Origin of the sequence: Alcaligenes sp. Lyrl_28 (assembly GCF_051948705.1) — a bacterium.
In the GTDB taxonomy this organism is placed as follows: domain Bacteria; phylum Pseudomonadota; class Gammaproteobacteria; order Burkholderiales; family Burkholderiaceae_B; genus Alcaligenes; species Alcaligenes ammonioxydans.
In genome coordinates, this window is the sequence record NZ_JAYJLG010000001.1 from 825,604 (window position 1) to 850,623 (window position 25,020).

Genomic DNA, 25,020 nt, shown 5'->3' on the forward strand with positions numbered 1-25,020 from the left:
GCTTAGGCCACCAACTGCGTGAAACGAGAGCGATGGAAGATCAATGGCGAGACTTCGCGCTCGATCTGCACATCGTGGATAAGCAATTGCACGGCATCGTGGTCCCCAGCCGGATGCACTTGAAAAACACTGCAGTCAAACCAGACTGATGCCCCTTTTATATGGACGGCCCCCTCCTCGGTCAGCTCGACCTCGACATCGCTGAAGCGGCTGTCCTTATCAGGCCCGGCCAGCTGACGACAAATAGCCGCATGTTCAGCACTCAAAATGGATACCCCCAGACGCGAGGCGCGAGACAGCAGCGCCCAGGTCGAGGAACTTTTCTGTACAAAAAAGGCAGCCAAAGGCGGGGCTAGCGAGACCCCTACGGAAAAACTGGACGCAACAATGACGTGCGGCTTGCCATCGAGCACGGCTGCAATGGCTGCAACCCCCGACGGAAAATGCCCGAAGGCTTCGCGTACCGCCTTGGCCCCCAACCCACTTATGCTTTCTTTCATGACGATGACCCTGCTCAGGCGTTAAAGAACCAGAACCCAATAGGTGAAGAGCGTTTCTAGCGCTCACCCACCTGAACTCAATTCTGTTTCGATCGTCATTTATTTGCAATAACAAATTTGCTTTTACTAGGGTTTGTTTATTGATTTTAGGTATTAACCCTATGAAAAAACGTCGTTTTAAAAGCTATAGACCTATACAATTTATATAAATTTTATTGCGTATTATCTTTCTCGATAATTTATTTGCAACAATACAAGCTATTCTACAAAGGACAATATGTACCTGCATATCGTTTTGATGGCGCCCCACGCCCCCATTAAGCCCGAACTGGCATCTACACTGGATCACGCTTTTATCCGCATACGGCAAGAGTGCCCAGGGATAGAACGCTTTGAGTGGGTGCCAAATCTGTCACGCAGCTCCGCACGCTACAGCCATGCTCTGCTATCGGTATTCCGCTCCCAGGAAGCGCTGGACGCTTATAGAGAAAGCGACGCTCATCAGGCCATGCTGGAGGCCATCACCCCGCACATTCAGGACATTGTGGTGCTCGATAGCGTGCTGGAGGAAAGCTTGCCCTAAAGCGCCTGAGCGCCCGCTCAGGTACATAGCCCCCCCCTGCAAGTCCCAATCCGACAACGCTAGCGCCGCTGGGGTACGCACGGTAAAATGGCTCGCTGCAAACCTACTATCAAAAATGGGTAGCCATCCGCCCCACCACCGGAAAACAGAATGAAAGCAAGCATCGCGATTGATGAGTTCATCGCCAGCCGCGACCATGGCGAACACGAACAACTTGCCCCGCATCATTACATTCTGACGCTTTATGGTTTGTTCGCCCGCCCCGCCGGCATCACCATCCCCGTGGCCAGCGTCGTTCAGTTGCTGTCCGATCTGGGCGCAGAGCCCTCCAGCGTGCGCTCTGCCATCTCACGACTCAAGAAAAAAGGCGTGCTGATCAGCCAGCCGGCCGCCTCAGGAAAAGGCTATGCCTTGGCCGCCGAGCTTGAGCCTCACATGCAAGCGGGCGACGAACGGATTTTCTCCTCGCCCTCCCTGAATATCCGCGACCCTTGGCTCCTGGTCTCTTTCTCCGTTCCCGAAAGTGAGCGTCAGAATCGCCACAAGATTCGAACGGGCCTGTCACGGATGGGGTTCGGCACGGTAAATGCTGGTTTGTATATAGGCCCGGCTCGCTTGCAGGCCGAAGCCGTGGAGTACATCCGCGAGCACCAACTGTGGCCTTATATTGAGCTGTTCACCTGTGAGCCTAGCGGCCTGAGCGATATTCAGGAAAAAATCTCCCGCTGGTGGAATTGGGACAAGCTGGCTAATGAGTACCAGTCTTTTTTGAACGCGTATCAGCACGAGGTTGAAGTCTGGCAAACCGCTTTGCGCCAAGGCACGGGCGACCCTCTGGAAGCCTTCCGCCTCTATATGCCCATGGTGACCCGCTGGCGCCGACTGCCCTTTCTGGACCCCGGCCTGGCACCCGAGCTGTTGCCAGACAACTGGGTAGGCAATTCGGCCCGCAAACTGTTTGGTGACTTGCATCGACTGCTGAGCCCCTTGAGCTCGCAACACGTGCAGCAGGCCATTCCAAACTCGAAGGCCCGCGGGACGGACTAAGTCCACTCCTTTCGTTACGCCCCTGCAAAGCGAGCGATGTCACCCATCAAGTCCTGGGCGACACGCTCAAACCGCTCCAGCGTCACCCCCTGCATCATGGGTGCATCCTGCCAGGCCTGGAAGTTGCCAAACTGGAACGGCAAATCAAAACAATGCCCACTGAACACAGCCTCCAGCGGGCTTTGTTCCGTGAAGTCACTCCAAATCACAGAATGCCCCGCTGCCTTCAAACTGGCCGCATAGTGCGTGGGAAAACGCTGAAATTGCAACCATGACGAGGCTGCAACAACTTGCCGATACGGCGTCAGGCCCGACCCCGCTCCCTGATACATTCCATTTCGTAACAGAATGGCGGGCAAATCCCCCACAGGCCATTCACCCAACGCCTGATCAACCTGCTCTTGCGTCGCCTGCCGATGAAAAGGCACGTCAAAAAAGAACACCGAGGACTCTTGGGCAGTACAGCGCAGATACACCGCCTGTGCATGGCAGGCGTGCGCCGCCCAGTCAGGATTCCATAAATCCGGTGGCATCCCGGCACTGATCACAGGCAAGAATGCTGACGGAGCATGAGCCAAACGTGGTGGTTCTTTGTCCAAAGCCATCATGCCGTGCTGCATCACGATATCCACATCCGCGGTCAGCCACTGATCGCCCAGGCTTTGTCGCACGCGTTCCGTGGTTTTTCTTTGCTGCTCGGGCGACCATGGCGTGCGCGTTCCCATGCTGAGCAAGGCCACACGATCAATCCAGCCTCGTGTGGACTCCAGCACGCTAAGCAAATGCGCGTACCAGCCACCCGCCGACTGCCCCATCAAGGTGATCCTGTCCGGATCGCCACCAAAGGCGTGGATGCGATCCTTCACCCATTGGAGCGCCAAGCGCAAATCGGCTGCCGGCAAGGGCAAGTCGTCCGCTTGTGCATCACCCAAGTGCCCCAAGGCACCGAGGCGATAATTCACATTGACCACCACCATGCCCTGCGCTGCCAGACGGGTGCCGTCATACCAGTCCAAAGAAGCGCCGCCACTCATCCAGGCACCGCCGTGGATAAAGAACAGCACGGGCAGACCTTGCGCTTGGGCAGGTGCCCACACATTCAGAAAATATGCGTCTTCAGATTGCGGATTGGCACTGCCTGCGCCCATGACCGCAGCAAGACGGCTAGGGCGCTGCGGAAAGACAGGCACCTGATCCAGCGATGTCGCTGCCATCCGCCCGATCGCCGCCTGCGCCGCTTCAAAACGGCGCGTGCCTTGGGCGTAACGCAGGCCATACCAGGCCTGCACTTTCACGCCATCGGCACGACAACGACGCGAGGGGTCATGGATCCGCAATGTCGCCGTCATGGCTTAAAGCTTGTTGGAAATATAAGGCGTACCGGTCATGCCGTTGCCGTGAAGCTCGTAGCCCATCGGTGCCGTAATCGAAGCATGGCGAGTGCCTGTATTGATATCGCGCCACATGCGGCCCAGCAGACTGTTTTCCGCAAAGGAGGCAGTGCCATGCAACCAGCACAGATTATTCACCGCATCCACCAGTTCATGCCCAGCATGACCGATCCCGGCGCGGTGGCGGGCACGCAGCGCCAAGGGCATGGGCACTATGCCAGAAGCAGCCGCATCAATCTGCGCTGCAGCGCGCTCCAACAATAAACGCGCGCTATCAATCTGAATACTGGCTGCCCCCAGGTTCTGAACGAACGCCCCTGAGTCCGACTGTTTCGTGTAATGGGTGTAGGTAATGCCACGCTTGCCACTGACGCCGCTGGTGAAATCCATCGCGGCCTGAGCCGCACCTAACGATGGCGCTTGAATGCAGGTCGACATGGTCAAATGCGGGGTCAAACGACGGCCAAATGTGGCCAGAGGGTCTTGCTCCTGTACATCCCCCATCAATTGCTGAAAGGTAATCAGTCGCTCTTTAGGCACCCACAGGTTTTCAGCCACCATCGTGTTGGAGCCCGAACCGCGCATACCGATGGTGTACCAGGTATCCTGAATTTCAAACTCATCACGACGCATTAACACAAAGCCCACGGTGGGCTCGGCCTGCTCGCTTTCTTTAATGAACAAAATCCCAAGCGCCCAGTCCGAGTGATTGCTGTTCGAGGCGAAGGGCCACTTGCCTGTGATACGCCAGCCTTCGCCGTCGGGCCTTGCTGTGCCTTGGGGCTGGGCAAAGATAGACGCAGCGCGGATGGGGCCATCCGCAAACACTTCATCCAGCATGGCATCGCTGAAACGATTGGCAAGCATCACCGAACCATTTGAAATCACCACACACCAGGCGGCCGCCGGATCGTAATAGCCCACCGCGCTGGCGCACTGTAACAGCATCTCGGCCCCACCCTCGTAACCACCGTAACGCTTCAAGGCTGAAATACGCCAGGCTCCGGTGGACTCCAAAGCTTGAACCGTCTCGTCTGACAACACGCGATTACGGTCAGCCTGAGGGGCCAACTCGCGTAGCAGCGGGCCGATGTCGTGGATACGTTCCAGAATCTCCTCTGTCTCCTGACGGGACGGGGCCTGCGTGACGATCGTCCGCTCACGCTCGACAAGCAATGGTGCTCCTGTGATAGCCATAACCGCTCCTTAGAATTATTTGATATTTCAAATTTATAGCCATCGTTAAATAATCGCAATATCAATTGCCAGAAAAATATACAAAACCCCTTGTTTTATTGGGTTTATAGGGGTATTTACCTAGTAAAAATTACAATTCATCCGCCGTTTAAATTGCATAAAACTAACGATCAAAAATAGTTCGAGCACAAAAGCAGAAATAAAAAAGGCGCAGAACAGCCTGCCAAAGCATGGGGCGAAAAAAAAACCGCCGACCCGAAGGTCGGCGGTTTGTCATGTAGAAAACTGGCTTAAAAGCCTGTTTTCATTACATGTTTTCGATCATCACGTCACCGAAGCCGGAGCAGGACACTTGGGTCGCACCTTCCATCAGACGGGCAAAGTCATACGTAACTTTGCGCGAGGTGATGGATTTTTCCATGCTGGAGATGATCAGATCAGCAGCTTCTGTCCAACCCATGTGACGCAGCATCATTTCAGCAGACAGGATCAGCGAACCTGGGTTCACGTAGTCTTTGCCAGCGTACTTGGGAGCCGTACCGTGGGTAGCTTCGAACATGGCTACGGAGTCGGACAGGTTGGCGCCAGGAGCGATACCAATACCACCCACTTGTGCAGCCAACGCGTCGGAGATGTAGTCGCCGTTCAGATTCAGTGTGGCGATAACGTCGTACTCGGCAGGGCGCAGCAGAATCTGTTGCAAGAAGGCGTCAGCAATCGAATCCTTGACGATGATCTCACGACCGGTCTTGGGATTCTTGAATTTGCACCATGGGCCGCCGTCGATCAGCTCGGCGCCGAATTCTTTTTGAGCCAGTTCGTAAGCCCAATCACGGAAGCCACCTTCGGTGAACTTCATGATGTTGCCCTTGTGAACGATCGTCACGGAAGAGCGATCATTGTCGATGGCGTACTGGATGGCCTTGCGCACCAGGCGCTCGGTACCCTCGCGGGACACGGGCTTGACACCAATGCCGGAGGTATTGGGGAAGCGAATCTTGTTCACGCCCAGGGTGTTTTGCAGGAAGTCGATCAGCTTCTTGGCGTTTTCGGACTCGGCAGCAAACTCGATACCAGCGTAAATGTCTTCGGAGTTTTCGCGGAAAATGACCATTTCGGTCTTTTCTGGCTCACGCACAGGCGAAGGAACGCCCTTGAAGTAGCGCACAGGGCGCAGGCAGACGTACAGGTCCAGTTGTTGACGCAGGGCCACGTTCAAGGAACGGATGCCACCGCCAACGGGAGTGGTCAGAGGGCCTTTGATGGAAACAACGTAGTCTTTAACGGCATCCAGGGTTTCTTCTGGCAGCCACACGTCGGAACCGTATACCTTGGTGGATTTCTCGCCGGCGTACACTTCCATCCATTCGATCTTGCGCTTGCCACCGTAAGCTTTGGCAACGGCAGCATCGACCACTTTGATCATGACTGGCGAAATATCCACACCCGTACCATCACCCTCGATGTAAGGAATAATGGGTTGATCGGGAACATTCAGGGAAAAATCCGCGTTAACTGTAATTTTCTGCCCCGACGCGGGGATCTTGATATGCTGATAGGACATGGATGCTCCAGTTGTGCTCCAATATTAGGGATAGCTGAACACGGAACGCTTTCGCGTTTCCGAAGTCTTATATAAGAGTTTAACTTAATTCGCGCGTATTCAGGCACCTGTAAACTCAAAGCTTGCCAAAAATGCTTGCATTCTTGACAACTTATCTATTCTACACGGCCCCGTTTGCCGCTTGTATGGGCCTATCGCCTACACAACTGGACGCCACTGACGCAGCATCCGTACCGATTTCCTGACCCTTTTTTCTTGATTCCACCATGTTCAACCCCTCTCGCGAACAGGTTCGCCAATTTTTCATCGAAGCCTGGGATAAGCACCAGAGCGGTCATCTGTTGACGGCTCTGGAGACCATGGCGGTGGATCTGGTGCAACAGCACCCCGAATACCACGAAGATTTGCGCAACGCCGATGCCCTCAACCAGGACTACTCGGTCGAGCAAGGACGCAGCAACCCCTTCTTGCATCTGTCCATGCATCTGGCCATTAATGAGCAGCTATCCATTGATCAGCCACCCGGCATCAAAAACGCCTACCAGCGCCTATTGGCCACGCACGACCCACATGCCGCAGCCCATATCATCATGGAAGCGCTGGGCGAAGTCATCTGGGAGGCACAACGGCTGGGCACACCGCTGAACAACGAACGCTACATCGAACTCATCTTGCGCCACAGCACGCGCGATTAACATCGCCACGCCTTTGCGCCGGGTAATGCTTACTTGCGGGTGCTCAAGGGACCAGGCTGGCGCGAGAGCCAGACTGACACGCTGTCAATGTCGGCCTGACTCATGGTGTTGGCCATGGCGCCCATGACGGCATTTTTGCGAATGTTAGAGCTGGCCGGCGCCCCCTTTTGTCCACGCTGATAAGCCATCAAGGCCTGACGCAGGTAATCTGCATGCTGACCGGCCAACACAGGGTATTCAGGGTTCAAGGGGGTTTTCGCGTCCTCTCCGTGACAGGATGCGCAATTGAGTCTCTTCCAGGCTTGCCCACCTGCCGTAACCAGATCGTCGGCCGCCATGGCTTGAGCGCCCGCACCGGCCATCAATCCCACCAGCACCAGCACGACTGCTTTTTTCATATCCACCTCCCCGTCCTTAAGGTTTGATGGCCGCGTAGTACGCGGCAATATCGGCCATGTCCTGCTCTGACAAACTCTGGGCAATGGCCTGCATGGTGGGGAAGGTTCGGGCACCACTGGCGTACTCTTTAAGCGCTGCTTCGATGTACGCGGCTCCTTGCCCGGCAATCATGGGGACGTGATAGACCTCGGGAAAGCTGGCCTTGTAACCGGGCAAGCCATGACAGCCTATACACATGGAAATCTTGTCGCGCGCCGCCTCGGGATCGGCCTTGATCGGCGCGGAATCCTGCGCCTTGGCTGCCCAGGGCAGGCAGGCGCTTGAGGCCAGAAGAAAGAAAGAGACATACCGCTTCATTTGCAACTTCATCATCGCTATTCGCTTTGTTGTGGAGTTGAAAACGGTCTGGGTCAGGCTCTGCGTCCATTGCAGCAAAAGGTGAAACAACGCGACACCTGGCTCTGTGATGCTGACCGACGAGTACTGAGTCGATTGTATGATAATTGCCAAGGATGACTGATACTAGTATTTATACCCGAGTTTCTATTCTTGACAGATCAACATTTTAAGTACAAGTTTGAGCCGCTTTATGACTACTACGACCCGTTTTGAAGGCACCGATCAATACGTTGCCACCGATGATCTGAAGTTGGCCGTCAACGCCGCGTTGACACTGCAGCGTCCGTTGTTGATCAAAGGTGAACCTGGCACCGGCAAGACGCTGCTGGCCCTGGAAGTGGCCCGCGCCTTGGGCCGCCCGCTACTGCAGTGGCACATCAAGTCCACCACCAAGGCACATCAAGGCCTGTATGAATACGATGCGGTCTCGCGTCTGCGCGATTCGCAACTGGGCGATGAAAAAGTCCGCGATATTGGCAACTACATTGTGCAGGGCACACTGTGGCAAGCCTTTGAGTCCGAAGAGCCGGCCGTCGTATTGATCGACGAGATCGACAAGGCCGACATCGAGTTCCCCAACGATTTGCTGCAGGAGCTGGATCGCATGGAGTTTCATGTTTACGAAACTCGCCAGACCGTCAAGGCACGCCATCGCCCTTTAATCATCATTACGTCCAATAACGAAAAAGATCTGCCCGACGCGTTCCTGCGCCGCTGTTTCTTTCACTACATCCGTTTCCCCGAGCGCGAGACCATGGAACAGATTGTGGCCGTGCATTACCCCAATCTGCGCAGCGACATCCTGGCTAGCGCCTTGGATACTTTTTTTGCCTTGCGCGAGGTACCGGGGCTGAAGAAAAAGCCCTCCACCTCGGAGTTTCTGGATTGGCTGCGTCTGCTGCTGGCCAACGACATTCCTGCCGAGGCCCTGCACGAACTGGACGAAGGTCTGCCCCCGATGGCCGGAGCCCTGTTGAAAAACGAACAGGATCTGTCCTTGATGCAACGCCTGGCCGCCATGAGCCAACGCAGCCAGCGCAGGAGCTGATATGCAAGCGAGCGCTTTCTCCCAGCCGCTTGCCCCCCTGACACTGGAAGGATGGGGAGTGCGACTTGAGCCTTTGCAGCTGGCGCATGCGGAACTGCTGGAAGCCGCCGCGGCCGACGGCGAGCTCTGGAATGTACGGGTAACCAGCGTGCCCGCCCCCGGCCAGGCCCAGGACTATGTCAAAAAGGCATTGGACGGTCTGGAGCAAGGCCATATGCTGCCCTTTCTGGTACGCGATCTGACGACGGCACGCGCCGTCGGCACCACTCGCTACCATGACATTGTCGCGCCAGTGGCCCGGCTGGAAATTGGCTACACCTGGTACGCACGCAGCGCGCAGCGCAGCCATGTCAATACAGCGGCCAAGCTACTTTTGCTGCAACACGCCTTCGAGACCTTAGGGGCTGGCGTCGTGGGCTGGCGTACCGATCATCTGAACCTCAAATCCCAACAAGCCATCACTCGCCTGGGAGCGCGTTTTGATGGGCGGGTTCGCCACCATGCCCTCCGCCGCGACGGTACCATCCGCGACACGATGTTCTACAGCCTGATGGCAGGCGAGTGGCCCGACACACGCGCCCACTTGCTCGACAAACTAAGGCAGCACAGCCATGTTGCTTGATTTTTTCTACCACCTGCGCGAGCGCGGACTACCGGTTTCGATCCAGGAGCACCTGACCCTGCTGGACGCCCTGTGCAAAGGCATCATGCCGCCCACCCTGGACGATTTCTATCATCTGTCCAGGTTGGTGCTGATTAAAGACGAAACGCTGTACGATCGCTTTGATCTGGCCTTTGGCGAGTTTTACCAGCCACAACTGGAAGCGCTGGCCAAAGACAAAACCTTGCCGGAAGATTGGCTGCGCAAAACGCTGACGCGTCATCTCAGCCCCGAGCAAAAAGCCGCTCTGGAAAAGCATGGCCTGGACAAACTGCTGGAGATGTTCAAGGAACGTCTGAAAGAGCAGCAGGGACGTCACGCGGGGGGCAGCAAGTGGATTGGCACCGGCGGCTCCTCGCCCTTTGGCCACGGGGGCTACCATCCCGAAGGTATCCGTATCGGTGGCCCATCGGCCGGCAATCGCACCGCCATCAAGGTCTGGGAAAAACGCGAATTCGTGGATTACGATGACCAGCAGGAGCTGGGCACTCGCAACTTCAAGATGGCCTTGCGTCGACTGCGACGCTTCGCACGGCAAGGTGCCGCCACCGAACTGGATCTGGAGAGCACCATACGCGAGACCGCCCGTAATGCGGGCATGCTGGATCTACACATGCAGGCGGAGCGGCAAAACCGCGTCAATGTGCTGATGTTGCTGGATGTGGGCGGCAGCATGGATGACCACATCGCTCAGGTGGAATCTCTCTTCTCGGCGGCCCGCTCGGAGTTCAAGCACCTGGAAGCGTATTACTTCCATAACTGCGTGTATGAGTCGGTATGGCGACACAATTCACGACGGCAAAGTGAACGACTGGATACCTGGGATTTGCTGCGCAAGTACAACGAGGACTGGCGCATCATCATTGTGGGCGATGCCACCATGAGCCCCTATGAAATCATGGCGCCTGGCGGCTCGGTCGAGCACTACAACAAGGAGACCGGCGCGGCCTGGCTGCAAAGGCTCAACGACCACTGGCCCCGCATCGTCTGGCTCAACCCCGAGCCGAAGGCTTACTGGCCTTACCGCCAGTCCATCGCCATCATCCAGAACCTGATGTCCGATCACATGTACCCCGTTACCAGCGCAGGGCTGGAAGAGGCGATGCGGTACTTGTCACGCTAGCGTCAGCCTTCTATCAAGCAGGAAACAAAAAGACCCGGGTTTCGGGTCTTTTCAATCAGCTGTAAAAAACCCGCAGAGCCATGAAACCATGCGGGTTTTTCTTCACATTTTTAAAATGGAGCGATCAGCGCCCTTTCTGCCGCTGCAACATCCCTGCCCGTTGCTGCTCCAGTTCCTTGATCTGCCGCTGCAATTCACGCAGCTGCTCACGCGCCTCCCGTTCCTGCTCGGCCAGGGCCTGTGCCTCACGGCGCGACTCCTCACGCTGGGCAATGGCCAAGGCTTCCTGCTGGCGCTGCAAAGCCAGATCGTTTTGCAAAACCGTCAATTGGTCTGCGCTTTCATTGAGTTTCTTTTCTGCATTGGCCACTTCTGCCTGCAGCTTGATGCGTTCCAGATCGGCGGCAGCAAAATCAACCGTATCCTGACGGTACTGGGTGTACATGCGTTCAGCCAGGGATTCGTCCGTGGTCTTGAAGACACGCCAGAACTCACGCTGCTGGAACAGAGCCACGTAGTAGGTCATGGTTTCGGCCGAGAACAAGAGACTGGCTCCAAAGCGACCGTTGTAGGCCGTGCGCAGCTCCTGTACCCCACGCGCCTGGATCAACTGCTGCAACTGGGCCACGGTGGTGTTCTGATAAGCTGGTGCTGCTGCTGGCGCAGAGGCAGGCTCGGCTGCCGCGACCGGGGCCACTTCCTGGACTTCCTGCTCTTGGGTTTGCGCCACCACGGGACGCTCCGGCTCCTGGACCAAAGACACCGAGCTGCACGCCGACAATAAAAGAAGTCCGCCCACGGACAGCAACATAGCCGTCTTCTGACTAAGGTTCACCATACCCATCCCTTGTTAATCAATTTTTTGTGTTTAGCTTGATACACAGAATCAGCCCCGTATTCTAAACGCGCGATGTCGCGTCTTGTGCCTTTATGTTGAATTTGCGCATCTTTTCCCACAACACTTTACGGGAAATGCCTAAAACAGCCGCCGTGTCCTGGCGCCGCCAGTTCTGCGTGTCCAGCACAGCGATAATGCGGGCGCGTTCTTCCTGCTCCTGAGCACTGAGGCTGATGGCCGGCTCGGGCCGTTCCAGAATGGTCGCGCCTTCGGGCAGGGCCGTCGCCGGGGTCCTGACCGGCGCATTAAAGCGTTCGAGCACCTGCCGCAACTGCACGGACTCCCAGGCTCCGAACTGCTTGCTCATGACCGCCACGCGCTCCACCAGATTGGCCAGCTCACGCACATTCCCGTTAAAGCGCATGCTGCCTACGGCATCCAGGACCCACTGGGGAATGTCCTCGACATCACACTCCAGAGCCTGCTCCAGCAGGGCACAGAAAATAGCAATTTTTTCTTGCGGGCCCCGCTGCTCCAGGTTCGGGACCAATAGTTCCACCACCGCCAGACGGTAATACAGGTCCGCACGGAACTGACCCTGCTGTACCAGTCCCAACAGGTTCTTGTTGGTGGCGGCCACCATCCGGAAATCCACCGGAATCACTTGCGTTGATCCGAGGCGCGTCACAGAACGCTGCTCCAGTACACGCAGCAGCTTGACCTGCTGATGCAAGGGCAAATCTCCGATCTCATCCAGAAACAAGGTTCCCTGGTCGGCTTGTTCAAAATAGCCCTTGTGAGCCCCGATTGCGCCGGTGAAAGCCCCTTTTGCGTGACCGAAGAAATGCGCTTCGAACAAGCCTTCTGGCACCGCTCCGCAGTTCACGGGAACAAAAGGGCCTTGGGCACGCGAGGAGCGCTCATGCAGCAATTGGGCAATGCGCTCCTTTCCCACCCCGGTTTCCCCATGGATCAGCACGCTGGCCCCGCTGTCAGCATACATATCCGCCTCGGCAATCAGGGCCCGCATCACAGGCGAGACGGCCACCAAAGGCTGTGGCCCACCCCGCCCTTCCCGCTCGAGCTGTGCAGTCAGTCCGGCCAGTTTGGCCACTAGCGTACGCAACTCGGCTGGACTGAAGGACAAGGGTAATGTGTAGGAATACGCCGAGGGATAAAAGCGAGGGTCGTAGCCCCGCTCCTCCGACGCCACCCAGATAACCGGAATCGCATGCTCCACCAGCCACTGATGCTGCTCGAACCGGCCCTGCGCCATCACACTGACCGACACCAGCGCGACCGCATGGCGCGTGGGATGGCGCTCGGCGTCCAGTACCAGGGACGGCTCCACGCGCATGACCGCGACCGAGCTGGGCTCCATGGCGCGCTCAGCGCGGGTCACCAGGTCAGAACTCCCCTCCCAGACATACAAAACCGGCTCATTACCCATAAAGCTGACACTCATTGCCGTGCTCGCCTCCCGCCTTATTGCACCAGATAGGCAGTACCACACTGCACATCATGAAGTTTCACATCGGCCTCGACCAGACTGAGGCCCAGCAGTTTAAGCAACTCCTCCAGCAACAGGCTCAAGCCCTGCAAGACTGGGTCCAGCAAGGCAACGACCAGGCTCAATACCGCGCCGACCAGGTTGGAATCCTTGAAAACCAACAGTTCCACGGCGCCGGTACGGCACTCACGCATGGCTGTCTGGCCCCCGATTCCACCAATCACACAGGCCAGATCACTTAAGGGGGCCCCTAATAACGTGGTGAGCAAATTATCGACAAAACCCAGGGTCCCGCCCAGTACACCAATCAAGCCGTTCTGACTCATGGTCCGGGCCAGTTGGTCCATGCGTTCCTTGGACCAGTTCATCTCGTTGACGACCTCAGACACGGAGCGCCCCGCCCCATCCCCGACCAGACTCTCGGCCATCTGGCGCTTGCCAGAGGCGCCACTCCAGGGCGTGTTGAGCAAATCGCCCAAAATGCCCGACAAGACCGCGTCCGAGAGCAAACGCACGCTGCGGGACAGATCCAGTTGAGTGGCGTTCACGGTCTTTTCGGAGGGTTCGCCCGGCGGCGCGGTCAGTGTTACCTGAACGGGATTCTTGGTATCAATCAAGGGCAGGGTCACTTTGGCGGTCAAGGGCAAAATACCGAGCACATTAATGACGCGATGACGCTGAATCTGCCCGAAAGAGTCATCCTTGCAACTGTTGCTGGTAGAGAAAAAGTCCGAATGCGGGAACTTGCCCAGACACACGTTCACCAGCGAGGAACTGACCGCGATCGTGGCTTGATTTTCAGCAATCGGGGCGCGGCAGACATTCACCAGTTCCCCGGTTGCTTGGGACAGTTCGATAATAATAGGCAGACTCACTTCGGTGCCCAGCACTTTCAGGATCGGGCCCGCCAGTGGAATCTTGGAGCTGTCCAGATTCACATACACCCGCACTCCCGCCGAGTTTGCCTTGGTGCCTACGCCACCCATGGCAATGCTGGGCGGCTCCACCACCCGCACCCGCAAGTCCAGGGCGTTATTGAACATATTGGTCAGGCTCGAGGGCAAGGCCGTCAGGTTCAAATCAATCAGATTCTGTCCATTGGCCACCACCAGCCCGGTATTGACCAGTTGCAGCACATCCAGATTCACATTCAACGCTGACAAGGGGTCCACCCCGTTGATCAGGGCCAAGATGCCGCCCTCGCCCAGCAATTTGACTGGCAAATCCAACGGCCCCACCCCAAGCAGCAGCCTGATGTAATCCTGCAAAGCGCCCACATCCAGGCCCAATGTCTTTTGCTGATCCAGCAAATCCAGACTGGCACTGAGCAAATCAGCCAGAGTCAGCCGCTCCAGGCGGGCCAGCTCCTCAGGCGTACCCACACCGGCAATCACCGTTGCCGGCAGGCCCAGTGCCTTCAACAGTCCCGACGGGGTGATCTTGGCATTGACCAGTCCGGCCGAATCCAGCACCGTCAACTGATCGGGACGCAGGCCCACGCCACGTAGCAGGTTATAGACCAAGCCGTTGCGTTTTAAGGACAACAGACGACTGCCCACCGAAAACGTGGCCACCGGCTCACTGTTCCTGGCCGTGGCCACAGCCTCAATCACCGGAGAAGTATAAAAAGGGAATAAGGAAGGCGGCTGATAGCTCAACTTCACTCGCACCGCGTCCGCCGGCAAGGTGGGAACAAAGCGTTGTGCCGGCTCGCTATGGCTGCTATTCCATTTCCCACACAGAACGATGACCCCGTCCCCTTTCAAGGCGGCAGCCGGTGAATCTGGCTGGCTACGCAGGCTGAATCGGGCCATGCCCTCACCCTGCTGGCAACCAACCTGATCCCCGGAGCCCAGGGCCTGTGCTCCCGCGAGGGCTGCCAGATCCGCGGCATTTTGCAGACTGCGCTTCACGTAGAAACTGTGTCCCACATGGGCCGCCCCCAGCAGCACCACCCCGACCAGCAGTGCAGCGGCCGCGGGCACAATAATTGAGCCTTGCTGCTTGTGCGCCGGTTCACCCTGGGTTCGCGTTCTTCCCCATTTCATCTCGCTCTCCTGACCCGCCCTGGCCCCGCAGGCCTTAATCGCCACTGTTGGTTTTGATGCGCTCTGTCATGTACTCAGGGATGGGATGCTTAAAGCTGTTCAAATAGCGCTCCCAGGCCAGATTGGCGGCGGCTCCATGCACAGGCAGCACCTGACCTTCACGCTCAGGGTCCGCCTGCATACTGAGCAGGCTGCGAGTATCCGGCCCCACTTCCAGACGCGGTGGAATATGACGACGTTCGTTCTGTACATGCACGGGCAACCCTTCTACTTCTGGCCAAGGATGCACCTCCTTGTCAGTCAAACGGTACGTTTCGTAAGGCTGTCGTGGCGCTGACGTGGCCGCGGGCGGCTCATCGGCAGGCACTGCCGGCGTGTGAACGCCCTGATTGCCGGCGGCGACCGCAGGGGCATTGAGCGGATAAGTCCTTGTGCCAGAGCCCATGGTGCCGGTGACCGGCGCTTGTGTCTGCGCCCACGCGCCCGTGGCCATCAACAAAGTGCAGCAGGCCAAAATTCGGGATCGATTCATTGCGATATCCTTGAAAAAACGGCAATCAATTCATTGAAGAAGGCACAGAGCCCAGGCTCTCGAGCAAGGGCCGGTTCAAGCCCGCTTGGGACGAAGAAACCACGGCCGGGACTACACGCGATGCCGCCTGCGGCGGTGACGGCACAGCGCGATTACCCCCCTGAACCGGCCTGATCGAGGCGGACGGACGCAATGCCACCGCCTGGACACGAGCCTGTTCATCCCGGGTCGCCTCGGCCAGATACTGCTCCTGCTGTTTTTGCTGTTGCTGACGCACGTGCAGTTGTTCGAGCTCCTGCCCGATTTGCTCGGCCATTTGAACCACCGCCTGTTGGGTCGCGGCATCCATACCGGCTTGCTGCATGACAAAACCAGCGCGTTGCGTCTCCTGACTGACCAGTAGATACAAAGCCATATTGCTCAGAATCTTCGGGTTCTCCGGAGCCAGCTCGGCCGCCTTGCCCAAGGCCAGGCGCGCTTCCTGAGGTCGGCCGGAACGCAGATAGGCGTAAGCCAGGTCACTTTGCAAAATCGCATTGGTCGGATCTCGCCCGGCAGCCTGTTTGAGAAAATGGGCGGCCTGTTCAAAGTGCTGTTGTGAGCCGGCAATCAGCCCCAAACCTTGATATGCCCTGGCGGCAACCGGTGTGTTGAGCAGCGCGTTAAAGGTGTGCGCGGCTTGCTCAAGCTGGCCGGTTTGACGCTGGGCCTCCGCTCGCAACACCATGATCTCAGGGTCGGCCCCATACTCTTTTTCCATGGCCTCGGCATAAGCCAACGAGGCAAAATACCGCCCTTGCGTCTGCGTCTCTTGCAGCATGCGCACGGCCATCTGTCTGTCGGTAGGCTTGCGCTTTTCCCAGTGCTCAATTTCCTTGCTCTGCAAAAAGGCCTCCTGTTCCTGTTGCTGACGCACCAGTTCGTAGGCAGAGTCCGTGGTAGAGCACGCCACCAGCCAGGTGCTGCTCAAGCCCAGTGCAGCCCAGCGCAGCACGGGACGAATCCAAGTCGATATCTTCATCACAATCATCCTCCGGCCACTTGGCTCAAGCCACGGAACAAAGCCAGAAAGCCTGACCCTGCCGTAATAATCAATAAAGCAGGCAGCAAGGTCAGGACCATGACACCTGTCATCTTCACGGTTAATTTGCCTACCTTGGCTTTCAGCTCCAGACGTCGTTGCTCGCGCAAACGCACACCAAAACGGTGCAAAGGTTCCTGCATGGCGCCACCATGCTGATCCACCTGCACAATCAAGCGGCAGATCACGGCCAGATCCTCGTTGGTAAAGCCGTTGGCAATCCGCTCCAATGACTGCTCGCGGGTACGGCCGCGGGCATATTGTTCGACAGCGATGGTCAGCTCTGAACCCATAACCGGGATCACATCGTGAAATTCGCGCTCAATAGTATGCAAGGTCTGGTCCATCGACAGGCCCACTCCCTGCAGCAAACGCAGCAGGTCTACAAACAAGGGCAGCTCGGTCGCGATACGCTGGCGGCGTTGTGACACACGGCGCAACAACCACCATTTGGGCAGCATCCAACCCAGTGCAAAACCGATGAACACCGACACAAAGGGCACGAAGTCATTGAGTTGGCGGGTCATCGGCAGCAAGCTGAATACAAGGATCAACACGACGCTCAAGCCCACTCGACTCAAGACAAAATATTGACGCGCCACATCCAGCTGCCTGAAACCCGCATTGGCGATCAACAAGCGGTCTTCCTCGCTCAGCAAACTGGAGCCGAAGCGGCCTTTGAGCCAGCGCTCCCCCAGACTGCCCGCCTGCATCTTGATTTGTTCCACCGTCTGGCGAGACTGACTGGGCGTATGCCCCCCCTGTGGTGCCCCTTTCAGTCGCTCATCGACCACCTGGCTCAAGCGCAGAGCCTGCTGGCGCTGCTGCCAATAGTGATGCAACCACAAAGCCAACAGGATCAGGCCGGCCAACGCACACGCCACCGCGGCCCAGACCAAAACAGTTTGTGCTTCCAAGGCCATCATGTCTTGCTCCTAGACATTACGCGCCATCCAATACAGCCAATAACAGCCCACACACTGCAGGACCGCTGCAAACAACAACATGCGAAACCCCACCGGGTCATTCCACATGGTCAGAAAAAGCTCGTTATTGAACATCAGGATGTAGACGCCGATCAGGATCGGCAATAAAGCCAGTATCCAGGCCGACAACCGCACTTCCGCCGACAGGGCCACCAGCTCGCTGCGGGCGTTTTCCCGGTCACGCATGAAGCCGGCCATCCGTTCCATGGTCTGATCACTGCGCCCCCCAAAACGCATCGCCACACTAATGACTGCAGCCACCAGAAAAAGCTCATGCAAGCCGTGCTGACGCGAGACCGTACGCAAGGCCACATCCAGATCCTGACCGGAGCGATGTAAGGAGTTGGCATCTTGCAGCACCTGACCCAAAGGCTGTGGCGTGTTGTCGGCTGCATTCAGAAATGCCGCTCCCATGCTATTACCGATGGTGATCAGGCGCACCATCAAGTCCAGAAAATCCGGGATCTGGGAGACGATCTTGCGGTGACGCTTGTCACTTCGAAACCAGAGGTAGGTGTAGGCGCCCAAAACGGTCGCAATCAGCATGGCCAGGCCAGCCACCGGGCCGACCAGAGCCAAAAGAAGCGCGGGCGGGACCAGTGTCCCGAGCAGAAGGATCAGATAGAAACGACGCGACGGCTGAATCCCTGTGCGCAACATGAACTCGCGCCAGCCTTTGGGCGCAGCCAGCCAGGCATCCTGAGCGGCAGGCTGGGCCCGTACGCTGCTTTGAACGGCAGGACGCAATGCCAACTGCTGTTCCAGCACTTGTGCCGAGCGCCGGGCCTGCTGGCGCTGAGCGCCTTTGGCCCAGAGCAACAAAGCGACCAGCATCAAGATGACCGCCGCCAAGGCGCTATACAAAGCCATCATTTAGCGTCTCCAATCCCAGAATCCGCCACCCTCCTTGGGCGCATTTTCCTGAGCCTGAACCTGCTCATTGGCCAGTTGATCGCGATACTGCATCAGCTTGCGCGTATGTGGGTGAATGCCCAGGCTGACCCAGCGATCCTGTTCGGTGCCGTCATCGAGCACATAGGACTCGTGGCGATACAGCTCTTGCATGGCGATGACACCATCGCCCATGCCGGTGATTTCCGTGATGGACAAGACCCGGCGTTTACCGTTGGGCAAACGACCGATTTGAATGATGAAGTCCAGCGCACTGGCAATCTGCCGACGCAAACTGTCCTCACTGCCCTGAAAGCCGGCAAAACCGGCCAGCATTTCGACTCGGTAGACACATTCGCGCGGCGAGTTGGCATGGATTGTTGCCATGGAGCCTTCGTGGCCGGTGTTCATGGCCTGCAACATATCGATTACCTCGGCCCCTCGCACCTCGCCCACGACGACCCGATCCGGGCGCATACGCAAGCTGTTGCGCAACAGTTCACGAATCGAGATTTCACCACTGCCGTCATACCCGGCCTGACGCGCCTCCAGCCGCACCACATGGGGATGGTTCAAGGCCAGCTCGGCGGTATCTTCCACCGTCACCACCCGTTCTGTTTTGGGGATGTAAAACGCCAGTGCATTTAACAAGGAGGTTTTGCCCGAGCTGGTGCCACCCGAAATCAGGATGTTGCAGCGCGAGGCTACGGCGGCCTGCAACAGACGGTCCACCGGCTCATCAAACGCCCCCAGTCGCAGCAAGTCTTCTGGTTTGAGCGGGTCCTTGCGAAACTTGCGGATAGACACCATGGGGCCATCGACCGCCAAAGGATGAATCACCACATTAAGGCGACCACCATCGGGCAAACGGGCATCGACCATGGGCACGGATTCATCCAGCCTGCGCCCCAAAGGGGCCAGAATACGGCGCACAATGCGCAGCACATGCTGATCATCGGTAAAGCCACTGGGTTCACGCTGCAGAACGCCACCGCGCGAGACGAACAACTTGTCATGACCGTTGATCAGAATGTCTTCAACGCTAGGATCTTCCAGCAAGTCCTCCAGCGGCCCCAGCCCTGCCAGTTCGCGGGTCAAGGCCTGGACGATCTCCCGAACCTCCTGTTCGTTGACCGGCACCCGTTTCAAACGAACAAAGCTGGCCAGTTCAATGCCAACAAAATCCTGAATGGCCTGCCGTGTCCAGCGACCAAACTCGGCTCCCAACTCCTCGATACGAGCCAGCAAATGTTCATGGGCCTGTTCCCGGACCTGAATCAGGTCGGGACGCCCACCGAGCAATGAAGTATTGTTCATGCCTTACTTTTCCATGCTTGGGCCTGTTCAGCCCCCGAACCTGAATTTCAACCGTCCCAAAACCGTACTGACCTTGTTTTGCGACAGCCCCTGCCTGCGTCCCGTCAACCCCGATGCCAGATTCTGCAACGCGCGGGTATACGGGTCCCTCTCATCGACCTGCACTAAAATCTTGCCCAGGCCCGCGCTGCGCATATGCCCCAGACGCCGGTCCGGCAGCACGGCAGCCAGCTCCAGATCAAAACGCTCGGCAATCGCCTGACCGGAAAAGCCATAGGCGGGATCGAACTGATTGACCACCAGGCGCACATTGGCCAGCGCATCAAACTGGGTCCTTAGCGCCAGGAACTCGGCCAGCGAGACCAGCGCACCCATGCTCTGATCCGTGACAATCAACACCTCATCGACCAATGACTCCAGCTCCACCAGAAAACGCGGGTTGGGAAAGCCACCGGCATCAATGACCAGACATCCCATGCGTTCGCGCAGGTAACTGCACAGACTCAGGGAGTCCTCCAGGCTGATCTGATTGAGCGTATTGACATCAGCCGGCAAGGACAGCAGGTTCAATCCGCTGCTGTGCTGGGCCAGCGCCGAGTGCAGCATGGTGTCGTCCATGCGATGACGCTGCGCGGCAGCCTGAATAAAGTCAAAATCCGACCGCAAGCCCATGTAGAGCGCACAGTCTCCCGTCGGAGCCCCCAGATCCAGCAGACCCACACGTTCACTCAAGGGCACCAGCTCGACAGGCAAGGGCTTGGCCGATGACACTCCCCGCATCTCTTTGCCCAAACGGTTCATTTCCTGCTGCAACAACCAGGCCAGACTGCTGGCTGCCGTACTGCAGCCAACGCCGATACGGGCACTCATCAGCAAAATGCTGCGAAAAGGTTTGTCCAACAAAGGGCTGTGCTGGGTCTGGCCCAGCTTTTCTATCAACACCTGCAATTGATGATGCAGGTCCTCCCTGGCATCCAGATCCAGAAATTCATTCGCTCCGGCTCGCAGGGCATTGACCGGACCTTGCGGAACCGACGCCCGGCCCACTGCCACACGCTGCACGCTGGCATCGAGTCGGGCCAGGCTGCGCACCAGCGCCACCACCTGCCCGTTCTCGTCCCCATGCTGCCCATGAACGAAATCAAAAAACACCAAAGGCTCTGCCTGCTGGGCCAGCTCCCGGCGCAAACTCTCGGTCGTGGGTTCAATGGCCCGCACCGTCAGCAGCCCCGCGGCGGCCGCGTTAATCATCACGGCCAGCTCGGGGTGCTCTGTACACAAGAGATATTCCCGGTATCGTTGCACGTCACCACTCCACGCGCTTAGCGCGAAAACCCTGGCATCTGCTCATAGCCGTGTCGGCCCAGCAAGAAATAGCCCCAGGCATTCGGCGCGTCATCCAGCTTTTCCTGACGCCCTCCCGGCAGGGCTATCGTTGCCCCCTTCTGGATCGGTTTAATCAGACGAGGGGTGACGACAATGACCAGCTCCAGCTCGCTCTGGCTGTACTGCACATTGCGGAAAAAACTGCCCAGAATCGGCAAGTCACCCAAGAAAGGAATCTTTTTGACCGCTGCGGCAGTCTGACGGGACACCAGGCCACTGATGATGTAGCTCTGGCCATCACCCAGCTCGATCGTGGTGTCGGCTCGTCGGGTACGCAAAGACGGCATCACGCCCCCGCCCGGCATTTCCACAACGCGCGAGTAATCCAGCTCGCTGGCTTCTGGCGCGACTTTCAAGGCAATACGTTCGGCTGAGAGCACCGTCGGCGTGACCGTCAACCCAATACCAAAAGGTTTGTACTCCACCGTGGTGGTTCCCAGGCCCCCTGAGCTGGGAATGGGAATCTCACCACCGGACAGGAAGCTGGCGCTATGACCGGACATGGCGACCAAGGTTGGCTCGGCCAGAATCCGGGCCAGTCCGTTTTGCTCAAGCAGATTCAACGCCGCACTGAAGTTGCGGGAGTTATACGCCAGACTCAATCCGCCCGAAATCGCCTGGGGCAGCAAGTTCACCCCGCCTGTCCAGGGCTTGCCACCGATGGCATTGGCACTGAGGCCAATGTCTTTCATGACTTCGCGGGAAACTTCCACCACTTTGACTTCCACCTGGACCATGCCGCTGGTACTGACCTCGGACAGGTCCAGCACGGGCGCATCCGGGCTTGCGCCGGAACGCGCGGCCGCCATGGCATCCTGATGGTCCAGCAAAGACGGGCTGCTGCCGGTAATCAAAGCCTGTTGTCCGGCGCTGGAGACTTGCGCCGACATGGGACGACCGGCCTGCGCCAGTTGCTGTTGCACCTGACTGCTCACTTCAATCGTCCACCGATCCGGATTCGTGCGGCCCGGCATCCAGACACGCAGATCCGCCGTGCCCGCGCGTTTACCAATCAGCAGCACCTCGCCGCGTTGCCCGGCCGATGCGGACAGAATTTGCACATCCGCCACGCTTTCATCGCTAATCGCCACACGCAGCGGGACTTGCGACAAACGTAAAATATCCTGATCGTTGGCCACCAGGCGTATCACCTTCTGGCTGGCGCTGGTTTGAGCCGTTTGCGCCATGACAGGCACCGGTGCCAAAACCGACAAGCAGAGCGCATACCAGCACCCCAAACCCAGACCTGCTTTTCTGATTTTCTGTCTCATGTGTTTAATCCATGCTGCCTTGCGTCGCTTCTCGTCAACCGCCTCTGGCAGGCTGACCCGTCCCCACAACAAGCTCCTTGCTGCTTAATGCTGAATAAGCTCTAAACGCCCACCGCGAATCACCTCTGTGCGCCTTGGCGGCGCGGCATTCGGCTGCCCGCTGGCCTGAGCTCGCGCCTGAACCTGCTCTTTCTCGCTCTGGCTGATCGTGAACTCCCGTAAGCCCAGACCTGCCATGGCACGGTTATCGGGTAGCTTCAAGGCCTCCCGCTGCTCCGCATCCAGCCCGGTGCGCGCTGGGATCAGCCCCGCAAACTCGGGAAACAAGGAGGGATCAGGCAGGCTCTCGTCCTTGGGTGCACGCAAGACAACTTGCAAACTGCCACTGCGACTGGCCAGCAAAAGCTCGTTTACCGACTCCAGAGGGACTGCCAGCATGGCATGGCGAACCTGCGTGTCAGCACGATTGCCCGAGGTGTTTTCGGCGGGGTCCGGCCCGGACAGGGAGGCACTGCCATAGGCCAGCACCCGTACCCGTGGCATCAGCAAGCGAGCCTGGGTGTCCTTGACCTCGTTGCCATTGTTGAAGGTCATGAAGATATCGACCAGGTCGCCGGGTTCGACCCGGTTGCTGGCGCCCGAGATCACATCAACCGGAATCGTGACCGCGCGCTCGCCTGCGTCCAGATAGCTGGCCAGACTTTTGGCGATGAAGCTGCTCAATACCGGCTGCCCCTGCCCCAGATCAAAACGCAGCGTCTTGCCCGTCAAGGATTCCAGCGTATCGAAAGACTGTGCCGGCGCGGCAGGCCACTGGGCCAGCTCCAGCGCGTCGGCCTGCAAGGCTTCTCCCGCTTTAACATCCCGTTTAGCGACTACGACCGGGTAAAGCGTCGCCGCTGGCTCGGCGCTGTGCGTGCCCACTACAGGCTGGACCACTTCAGGGTTGGGCTGCATGCCCAGGTACAAAGCAACTGCAACCAATACGGCTGCGACCAGCAATAAAAGGACTGCTGCCCCCTTCATCATGCCGCTCATGAATGTGGTCTCCTGAGTACAAGTAATGTCTTGGCGCTTAAGCTGCGCAATGGATCCGCCCCTTCCTTTTCAGGGGTGAGCAGGTCCAGGGTTTGAGAAAGAATGCCGGGCTCGAGATCCAGCTTCAACGAAAGTTGCGCGCAGTCGTACAGGGGCTCGGACGTGCAGGCCTGGGACTGGACCTCGGCGCTGAGATCACCGAACCAGTTCAAAAATGCGTCGCTCTTTGCTTGGCCCTTGCCATAGTTCTCGGCCAGTTGCTCATTGACAAAGGACTCTATCCCGTCAGCCGCCTTGACCTGCATGCTTACTTGGCGCGAAAGGTCGCCCAGCAAATGGTTCATCTTTTGCTGGGCCAGAAAGAATGAGCTGAAGGTAAGGATGCCGCTGAAAATCACCAGCAACAGCCCCACCATCAATGCAAACTCGATGGCGGCCACGCCATGCTGACGCTGGGCAACGGCAATGGACGCGCGGGCATGAGTCATGGCGTGCCCCCCTCTGAGCCCACCTCACCCGCAACCAGCAGATTGATGCGGGCATGCCCTTTTAGCTGTTCGGGCACGACCAGTGAAAACAGGGTATCGGGTGCAAAACGCGGAATCAGCGGTGCCTGCACGTAGTCGTAAACAATCCCGACGCTGATTTCCTCGCGTGACAAATCGGCGCTGACGCGCACATGCTCACTTCCCACCCAATGGCTTAACCATTGAACGTGATCGGCAGCTACTTGCCGGGCCCGGTCCGCCCGTGCCTGCAAGCGAGCCGGGCTGCTCATCGGATCGCTGTTTCCTGCCGCTGGCTCAATCAACGCCGCCCGCGCACCGGATTCGGCGGCAAAATTCAGAGACTGCTGCGCGGTCATAATCAAACCGAAAGTCAGCAAGCCGTACATAAAAAGAAACAACAATGGAAAAACCAATGCAAATTCCAGCGCGTAGGCTCCGTATTGATAGTTTTTATCGACGCCACGCCGCTTTGGTAATTGACCCTGTCGTGGGAGCATTATTGATTTTGCATCCATACCCACCCCATTGTTGCGAGGGATAACCAGGCCCCCAAGGGGACACTGCGCGCCTTGACCCGGGTACCCGGCAAGGCGAATCCGTACTTGCGCTCCAATGATGGAATCAGCACCAACGCCAAGGCATGCAAACCCGCCAGCACTGTGCCGAACAACACCACCATGCCTGCCTCTTTCCACCCCAGCGCCAACCCCAACACGGCCATCAGTTTCACATCGGCCGCGCCCATCAGGCGTGCGAGCCAAATGGGATAAAACACGAGCAAGGCAGCGGCAAAACCGATCAGCGAATCTCCCCACCCCACCACCGATCCCCAGGGAAGGCCATAGAACACACTGACCAGGATCTTGTGCAGCAGAAGCGCCAAACCATAGAAAACTAGTAAGGTATTAGGGATTTTCCGGAATTTCAGATCGCAATAAATAATCTGAATGGAAAAGAAAAGCAGAAAAAAAACAAAAGAAATTTTTATTAAAACAAACATAAGCAT

General features: G+C 57.6%; 26 protein-coding genes. 6 read left to right on the plus strand and 20 right to left on the minus strand.

Going from position 1 to position 25,020, the window contains the following annotated elements:
• Positions 1-2: 2 nt before the first annotated feature.
• Positions 3-500 carry a flavin reductase family protein gene (locus VF694_RS03735; protein ID WP_440163702.1) on the minus strand — a complete coding sequence of 166 codons (498 nt, stop codon included), beginning with the start codon at positions 498-500 and terminating at the stop codon, positions 3-5.
• A 277-nt stretch (positions 501-777) separates the two neighbouring features.
• On the opposite strand from VF694_RS03735, the gene VF694_RS03740 reads away from it, so the two are divergent.
• Positions 778-1,083, plus strand: coding sequence for a Dabb family protein (locus tag VF694_RS03740; RefSeq protein ID WP_003801105.1), 306 nt, complete (start codon positions 778-780; stop codon positions 1,081-1,083).
• Between the two features lie 150 nt (positions 1,084-1,233).
• Positions 1,234-2,130, plus strand: coding sequence for a PaaX family transcriptional regulator (locus tag VF694_RS03745; RefSeq protein WP_440163703.1), 897 nt, complete (start codon positions 1,234-1,236; stop codon positions 2,128-2,130).
• 14 nt (positions 2,131-2,144) lie between these two features.
• On the opposite strand, the gene VF694_RS03750 is transcribed toward VF694_RS03745, so the two are convergent.
• From VF694_RS03750 to icd, 3 genes are all read right to left on the minus strand, one after another.
• Entirely contained in the window at positions 2,145-3,479 is a 1,335-nt protein-coding gene (locus VF694_RS03750; RefSeq protein WP_426345212.1) for a carboxylesterase family protein, read from the minus strand.
• Between the two features lie 3 nt (positions 3,480-3,482).
• Positions 3,483-4,718, minus strand: coding sequence for an acyl-Coa dehydrogenase type 2 domain-containing protein (locus VF694_RS03755; RefSeq protein ID WP_003801110.1), 1,236 nt, complete (start codon positions 4,716-4,718; stop codon positions 3,483-3,485).
• Between the two features lie 307 nt (positions 4,719-5,025).
• Positions 5,026-6,282: an NADP-dependent isocitrate dehydrogenase gene (gene icd, locus VF694_RS03760; protein WP_003801112.1), complete on the minus strand. Its 1,257-nt coding sequence runs from the start codon at positions 6,280-6,282 to the stop codon at positions 5,026-5,028.
• Positions 6,283-6,548: 266 nt separating this feature from the next.
• Between icd and VF694_RS03765 the strand changes: the two genes are divergently transcribed.
• Positions 6,549-6,977, plus strand: a complete 429-nt coding sequence (locus VF694_RS03765) for a DUF1841 family protein (protein WP_003801114.1) — start codon at positions 6,549-6,551, stop codon at positions 6,975-6,977.
• 29 nt (positions 6,978-7,006) lie between these two features.
• Here the strand turns inward: VF694_RS03765 and VF694_RS03770 are convergent, their stop codons facing one another.
• Positions 7,007-7,375 carry a c-type cytochrome gene (locus VF694_RS03770; protein WP_003801116.1) on the minus strand — a complete coding sequence of 123 codons (369 nt, stop codon included), beginning with the start codon at positions 7,373-7,375 and terminating at the stop codon, positions 7,007-7,009.
• Between the two features lie 16 nt (positions 7,376-7,391).
• Positions 7,392-7,733, minus strand: a complete 342-nt coding sequence (locus VF694_RS03775; protein WP_193353488.1) for a c-type cytochrome — start codon at positions 7,731-7,733, stop codon at positions 7,392-7,394.
• 232 nt (positions 7,734-7,965) lie between these two features.
• Here VF694_RS03775 and VF694_RS03780 point away from each other — a divergent pair, with 232 nt between their 5' ends.
• The 3 genes from VF694_RS03780 to VF694_RS03790 are packed head-to-tail and all read left to right on the plus strand — an operon-like array spanning position 7,966 to position 10,607.
• Positions 7,966-8,823, plus strand: a complete 858-nt coding sequence (locus VF694_RS03780) for an AAA family ATPase (protein WP_003801120.1) — start codon at positions 7,966-7,968, stop codon at positions 8,821-8,823.
• A gap of 1 nt (position 8,824) precedes the next feature.
• Positions 8,825-9,445: a GNAT family N-acetyltransferase gene (locus VF694_RS03785; RefSeq protein ID WP_131070798.1), complete on the plus strand. Its 621-nt coding sequence runs from the start codon at positions 8,825-8,827 to the stop codon at positions 9,443-9,445.
• On the plus strand, positions 9,435-10,607 hold the full coding sequence (locus tag VF694_RS03790; protein WP_059318026.1) for a vWA domain-containing protein: 1,173 nt from the start codon (positions 9,435-9,437) through the stop codon (positions 10,605-10,607). The genes VF694_RS03785 and VF694_RS03790 overlap by 11 nt, the downstream gene beginning before the upstream one ends.
• Before the next feature lie 124 nt (positions 10,608-10,731).
• Here the strand turns inward: VF694_RS03790 and VF694_RS03795 are convergent, their stop codons facing one another.
• From VF694_RS03795 to VF694_RS03860, 14 genes are all read right to left on the minus strand, one after another.
• Positions 10,732-11,418 carry a DUF2968 domain-containing protein gene (locus tag VF694_RS03795; RefSeq protein ID WP_003801125.1) on the minus strand — a complete coding sequence of 229 codons (687 nt, stop codon included), beginning with the start codon at positions 11,416-11,418 and terminating at the stop codon, positions 10,732-10,734.
• A gap of 88 nt (positions 11,419-11,506) precedes the next feature.
• Positions 11,507-12,910, minus strand: coding sequence for a sigma 54-interacting transcriptional regulator (locus tag VF694_RS03800; RefSeq protein WP_003801127.1), 1,404 nt, complete (start codon positions 12,908-12,910; stop codon positions 11,507-11,509).
• Between the two features lie 20 nt (positions 12,911-12,930).
• Positions 12,931-15,003 (minus strand): pilus assembly protein TadG-related protein, encoded by a 2,073-nt coding sequence (locus VF694_RS03805; protein WP_131070799.1) that lies wholly within the window; start codon positions 15,001-15,003, stop codon positions 12,931-12,933.
• A gap of 34 nt (positions 15,004-15,037) precedes the next feature.
• The gene (locus VF694_RS03810; RefSeq protein ID WP_059318029.1) at positions 15,038-15,535 is read right to left on the minus strand and encodes a DUF3613 domain-containing protein; all 498 of its coding nucleotides are present in this window, start codon (positions 15,533-15,535) and stop codon (positions 15,038-15,040) included.
• 25 nt (positions 15,536-15,560) lie between these two features.
• Positions 15,561-16,556, minus strand: coding sequence for a tetratricopeptide repeat protein (locus tag VF694_RS03815; RefSeq protein WP_440163708.1), 996 nt, complete (start codon positions 16,554-16,556; stop codon positions 15,561-15,563).
• Positions 16,557-16,561: 5 nt separating this feature from the next.
• On the minus strand, positions 16,562-17,542 hold the full coding sequence (locus tag VF694_RS03820) for a type II secretion system F family protein (RefSeq protein WP_003801131.1): 981 nt from the start codon (positions 17,540-17,542) through the stop codon (positions 16,562-16,564).
• Between the two features lie 9 nt (positions 17,543-17,551).
• The gene (locus VF694_RS03825) at positions 17,552-18,475 is read right to left on the minus strand and encodes a type II secretion system F family protein (RefSeq protein ID WP_003801132.1); all 924 of its coding nucleotides are present in this window, start codon (positions 18,473-18,475) and stop codon (positions 17,552-17,554) included.
• A complete protein-coding gene (locus VF694_RS03830; protein ID WP_059318031.1) occupies positions 18,476-19,810 on the minus strand; it encodes a CpaF family protein in 1,335 nt (444 codons plus the stop codon).
• 27 nt (positions 19,811-19,837) lie between these two features.
• The gene (locus tag VF694_RS03835; protein ID WP_235587657.1) at positions 19,838-21,091 is read right to left on the minus strand and encodes an AAA family ATPase; all 1,254 of its coding nucleotides are present in this window, start codon (positions 21,089-21,091) and stop codon (positions 19,838-19,840) included.
• A gap of 41 nt (positions 21,092-21,132) precedes the next feature.
• Positions 21,133-22,467 carry a type II and III secretion system protein family protein gene (locus VF694_RS03840; protein ID WP_059318032.1) on the minus strand — a complete coding sequence of 445 codons (1,335 nt, stop codon included), beginning with the start codon at positions 22,465-22,467 and terminating at the stop codon, positions 21,133-21,135.
• An 84-nt stretch (positions 22,468-22,551) separates the two neighbouring features.
• Positions 22,552-23,505 (minus strand): Flp pilus assembly protein CpaB, encoded by a 954-nt coding sequence (cpaB, locus tag VF694_RS03845; protein ID WP_301605913.1) that lies wholly within the window; start codon positions 23,503-23,505, stop codon positions 22,552-22,554.
• Positions 23,502-23,993, minus strand: coding sequence for a TadE family protein (locus tag VF694_RS03850; protein WP_003801141.1), 492 nt, complete (start codon positions 23,991-23,993; stop codon positions 23,502-23,504). Before VF694_RS03850 ends, cpaB begins: the two co-directional genes overlap by 4 nt.
• On the minus strand, positions 23,990-24,511 hold the full coding sequence (locus VF694_RS03855) for a TadE family protein (RefSeq protein WP_003801142.1): 522 nt from the start codon (positions 24,509-24,511) through the stop codon (positions 23,990-23,992). The genes VF694_RS03850 and VF694_RS03855 overlap by 4 nt, the downstream gene beginning before the upstream one ends.
• Positions 24,511-25,020 carry an A24 family peptidase gene (locus tag VF694_RS03860; RefSeq protein ID WP_415301853.1) on the minus strand — a complete coding sequence of 170 codons (510 nt, stop codon included), beginning with the start codon at positions 25,018-25,020 and terminating at the stop codon, positions 24,511-24,513. The genes VF694_RS03855 and VF694_RS03860 overlap by 1 nt, the downstream gene beginning before the upstream one ends.

What these genes read in the sequence shown, in the direction of transcription:
- VF694_RS03735 (WP_440163702.1), bottom strand. Translation starts at nt 500, where the DNA reads ATGAAAGAAAGCATAAGTGGGTTGGGGGCCAAGGCGGTACGCGAAGCC.
- VF694_RS03740 (WP_003801105.1), top strand. Translation starts at nt 778, where the DNA reads ATGTACCTGCATATCGTTTTGATGGCGCCCCACGCCCCCATTAAGCCC.
- VF694_RS03745 (WP_440163703.1), top strand. Translation starts at nt 1,234, where the DNA reads ATGAAAGCAAGCATCGCGATTGATGAGTTCATCGCCAGCCGCGACCAT.
- VF694_RS03750 (WP_426345212.1), bottom strand. Translation starts at nt 3,479, where the DNA reads ATGACGGCGACATTGCGGATCCATGACCCCTCGCGTCGTTGTCGTGCC.
- VF694_RS03755 (WP_003801110.1), bottom strand. Translation starts at nt 4,718, where the DNA reads ATGGCTATCACAGGAGCACCATTGCTTGTCGAGCGTGAGCGGACGATC.
- icd (WP_003801112.1), bottom strand. Translation starts at nt 6,282, where the DNA reads ATGTCCTATCAGCATATCAAGATCCCCGCGTCGGGGCAGAAAATTACA.
- VF694_RS03765 (WP_003801114.1), top strand. Translation starts at nt 6,549, where the DNA reads ATGTTCAACCCCTCTCGCGAACAGGTTCGCCAATTTTTCATCGAAGCC.
- VF694_RS03770 (WP_003801116.1), bottom strand. Translation starts at nt 7,375, where the DNA reads ATGAAAAAAGCAGTCGTGCTGGTGCTGGTGGGATTGATGGCCGGTGCG.
- VF694_RS03775 (WP_193353488.1), bottom strand. Translation starts at nt 7,733, where the DNA reads ATGAAGCGGTATGTCTCTTTCTTTCTTCTGGCCTCAAGCGCCTGCCTG.
- VF694_RS03780 (WP_003801120.1), top strand. Translation starts at nt 7,966, where the DNA reads ATGACTACTACGACCCGTTTTGAAGGCACCGATCAATACGTTGCCACC.
- VF694_RS03785 (WP_131070798.1), top strand. Translation starts at nt 8,825, where the DNA reads ATGCAAGCGAGCGCTTTCTCCCAGCCGCTTGCCCCCCTGACACTGGAA.
- VF694_RS03790 (WP_059318026.1), top strand. Translation starts at nt 9,435, where the DNA reads ATGTTGCTTGATTTTTTCTACCACCTGCGCGAGCGCGGACTACCGGTT.
- VF694_RS03795 (WP_003801125.1), bottom strand. Translation starts at nt 11,418, where the DNA reads ATGTTGCTGTCCGTGGGCGGACTTCTTTTATTGTCGGCGTGCAGCTCG.
- VF694_RS03800 (WP_003801127.1), bottom strand. Translation starts at nt 12,910, where the DNA reads ATGAGTGTCAGCTTTATGGGTAATGAGCCGGTTTTGTATGTCTGGGAG.
- VF694_RS03805 (WP_131070799.1), bottom strand. Translation starts at nt 15,003, where the DNA reads ATGAAATGGGGAAGAACGCGAACCCAGGGTGAACCGGCGCACAAGCAG.
- VF694_RS03810 (WP_059318029.1), bottom strand. Translation starts at nt 15,535, where the DNA reads ATGAATCGATCCCGAATTTTGGCCTGCTGCACTTTGTTGATGGCCACG.
- VF694_RS03815 (WP_440163708.1), bottom strand. Translation starts at nt 16,556, where the DNA reads ATGAAGATATCGACTTGGATTCGTCCCGTGCTGCGCTGGGCTGCACTG.
- VF694_RS03820 (WP_003801131.1), bottom strand. Translation starts at nt 17,542, where the DNA reads ATGATGGCCTTGGAAGCACAAACTGTTTTGGTCTGGGCCGCGGTGGCG.
- VF694_RS03825 (WP_003801132.1), bottom strand. Translation starts at nt 18,475, where the DNA reads ATGATGGCTTTGTATAGCGCCTTGGCGGCGGTCATCTTGATGCTGGTC.
- VF694_RS03830 (WP_059318031.1), bottom strand. Translation starts at nt 19,810, where the DNA reads ATGAACAATACTTCATTGCTCGGTGGGCGTCCCGACCTGATTCAGGTC.
- VF694_RS03840 (WP_059318032.1), bottom strand. Translation starts at nt 22,467, where the DNA reads ATGAGACAGAAAATCAGAAAAGCAGGTCTGGGTTTGGGGTGCTGGTAT.
- cpaB (WP_301605913.1), bottom strand. Translation starts at nt 23,505, where the DNA reads ATGAGCGGCATGATGAAGGGGGCAGCAGTCCTTTTATTGCTGGTCGCA.
- VF694_RS03850 (WP_003801141.1), bottom strand. Translation starts at nt 23,993, where the DNA reads ATGACTCATGCCCGCGCGTCCATTGCCGTTGCCCAGCGTCAGCATGGC.
- VF694_RS03855 (WP_003801142.1), bottom strand. Translation starts at nt 24,511, where the DNA reads ATGCTCCCACGACAGGGTCAATTACCAAAGCGGCGTGGCGTCGATAAA.
- VF694_RS03860 (WP_415301853.1), bottom strand. Translation starts at nt 25,020, where the DNA reads ATGCTTATGTTTGTTTTAATAAAAATTTCTTTTGTTTTTTTTCTGCTT.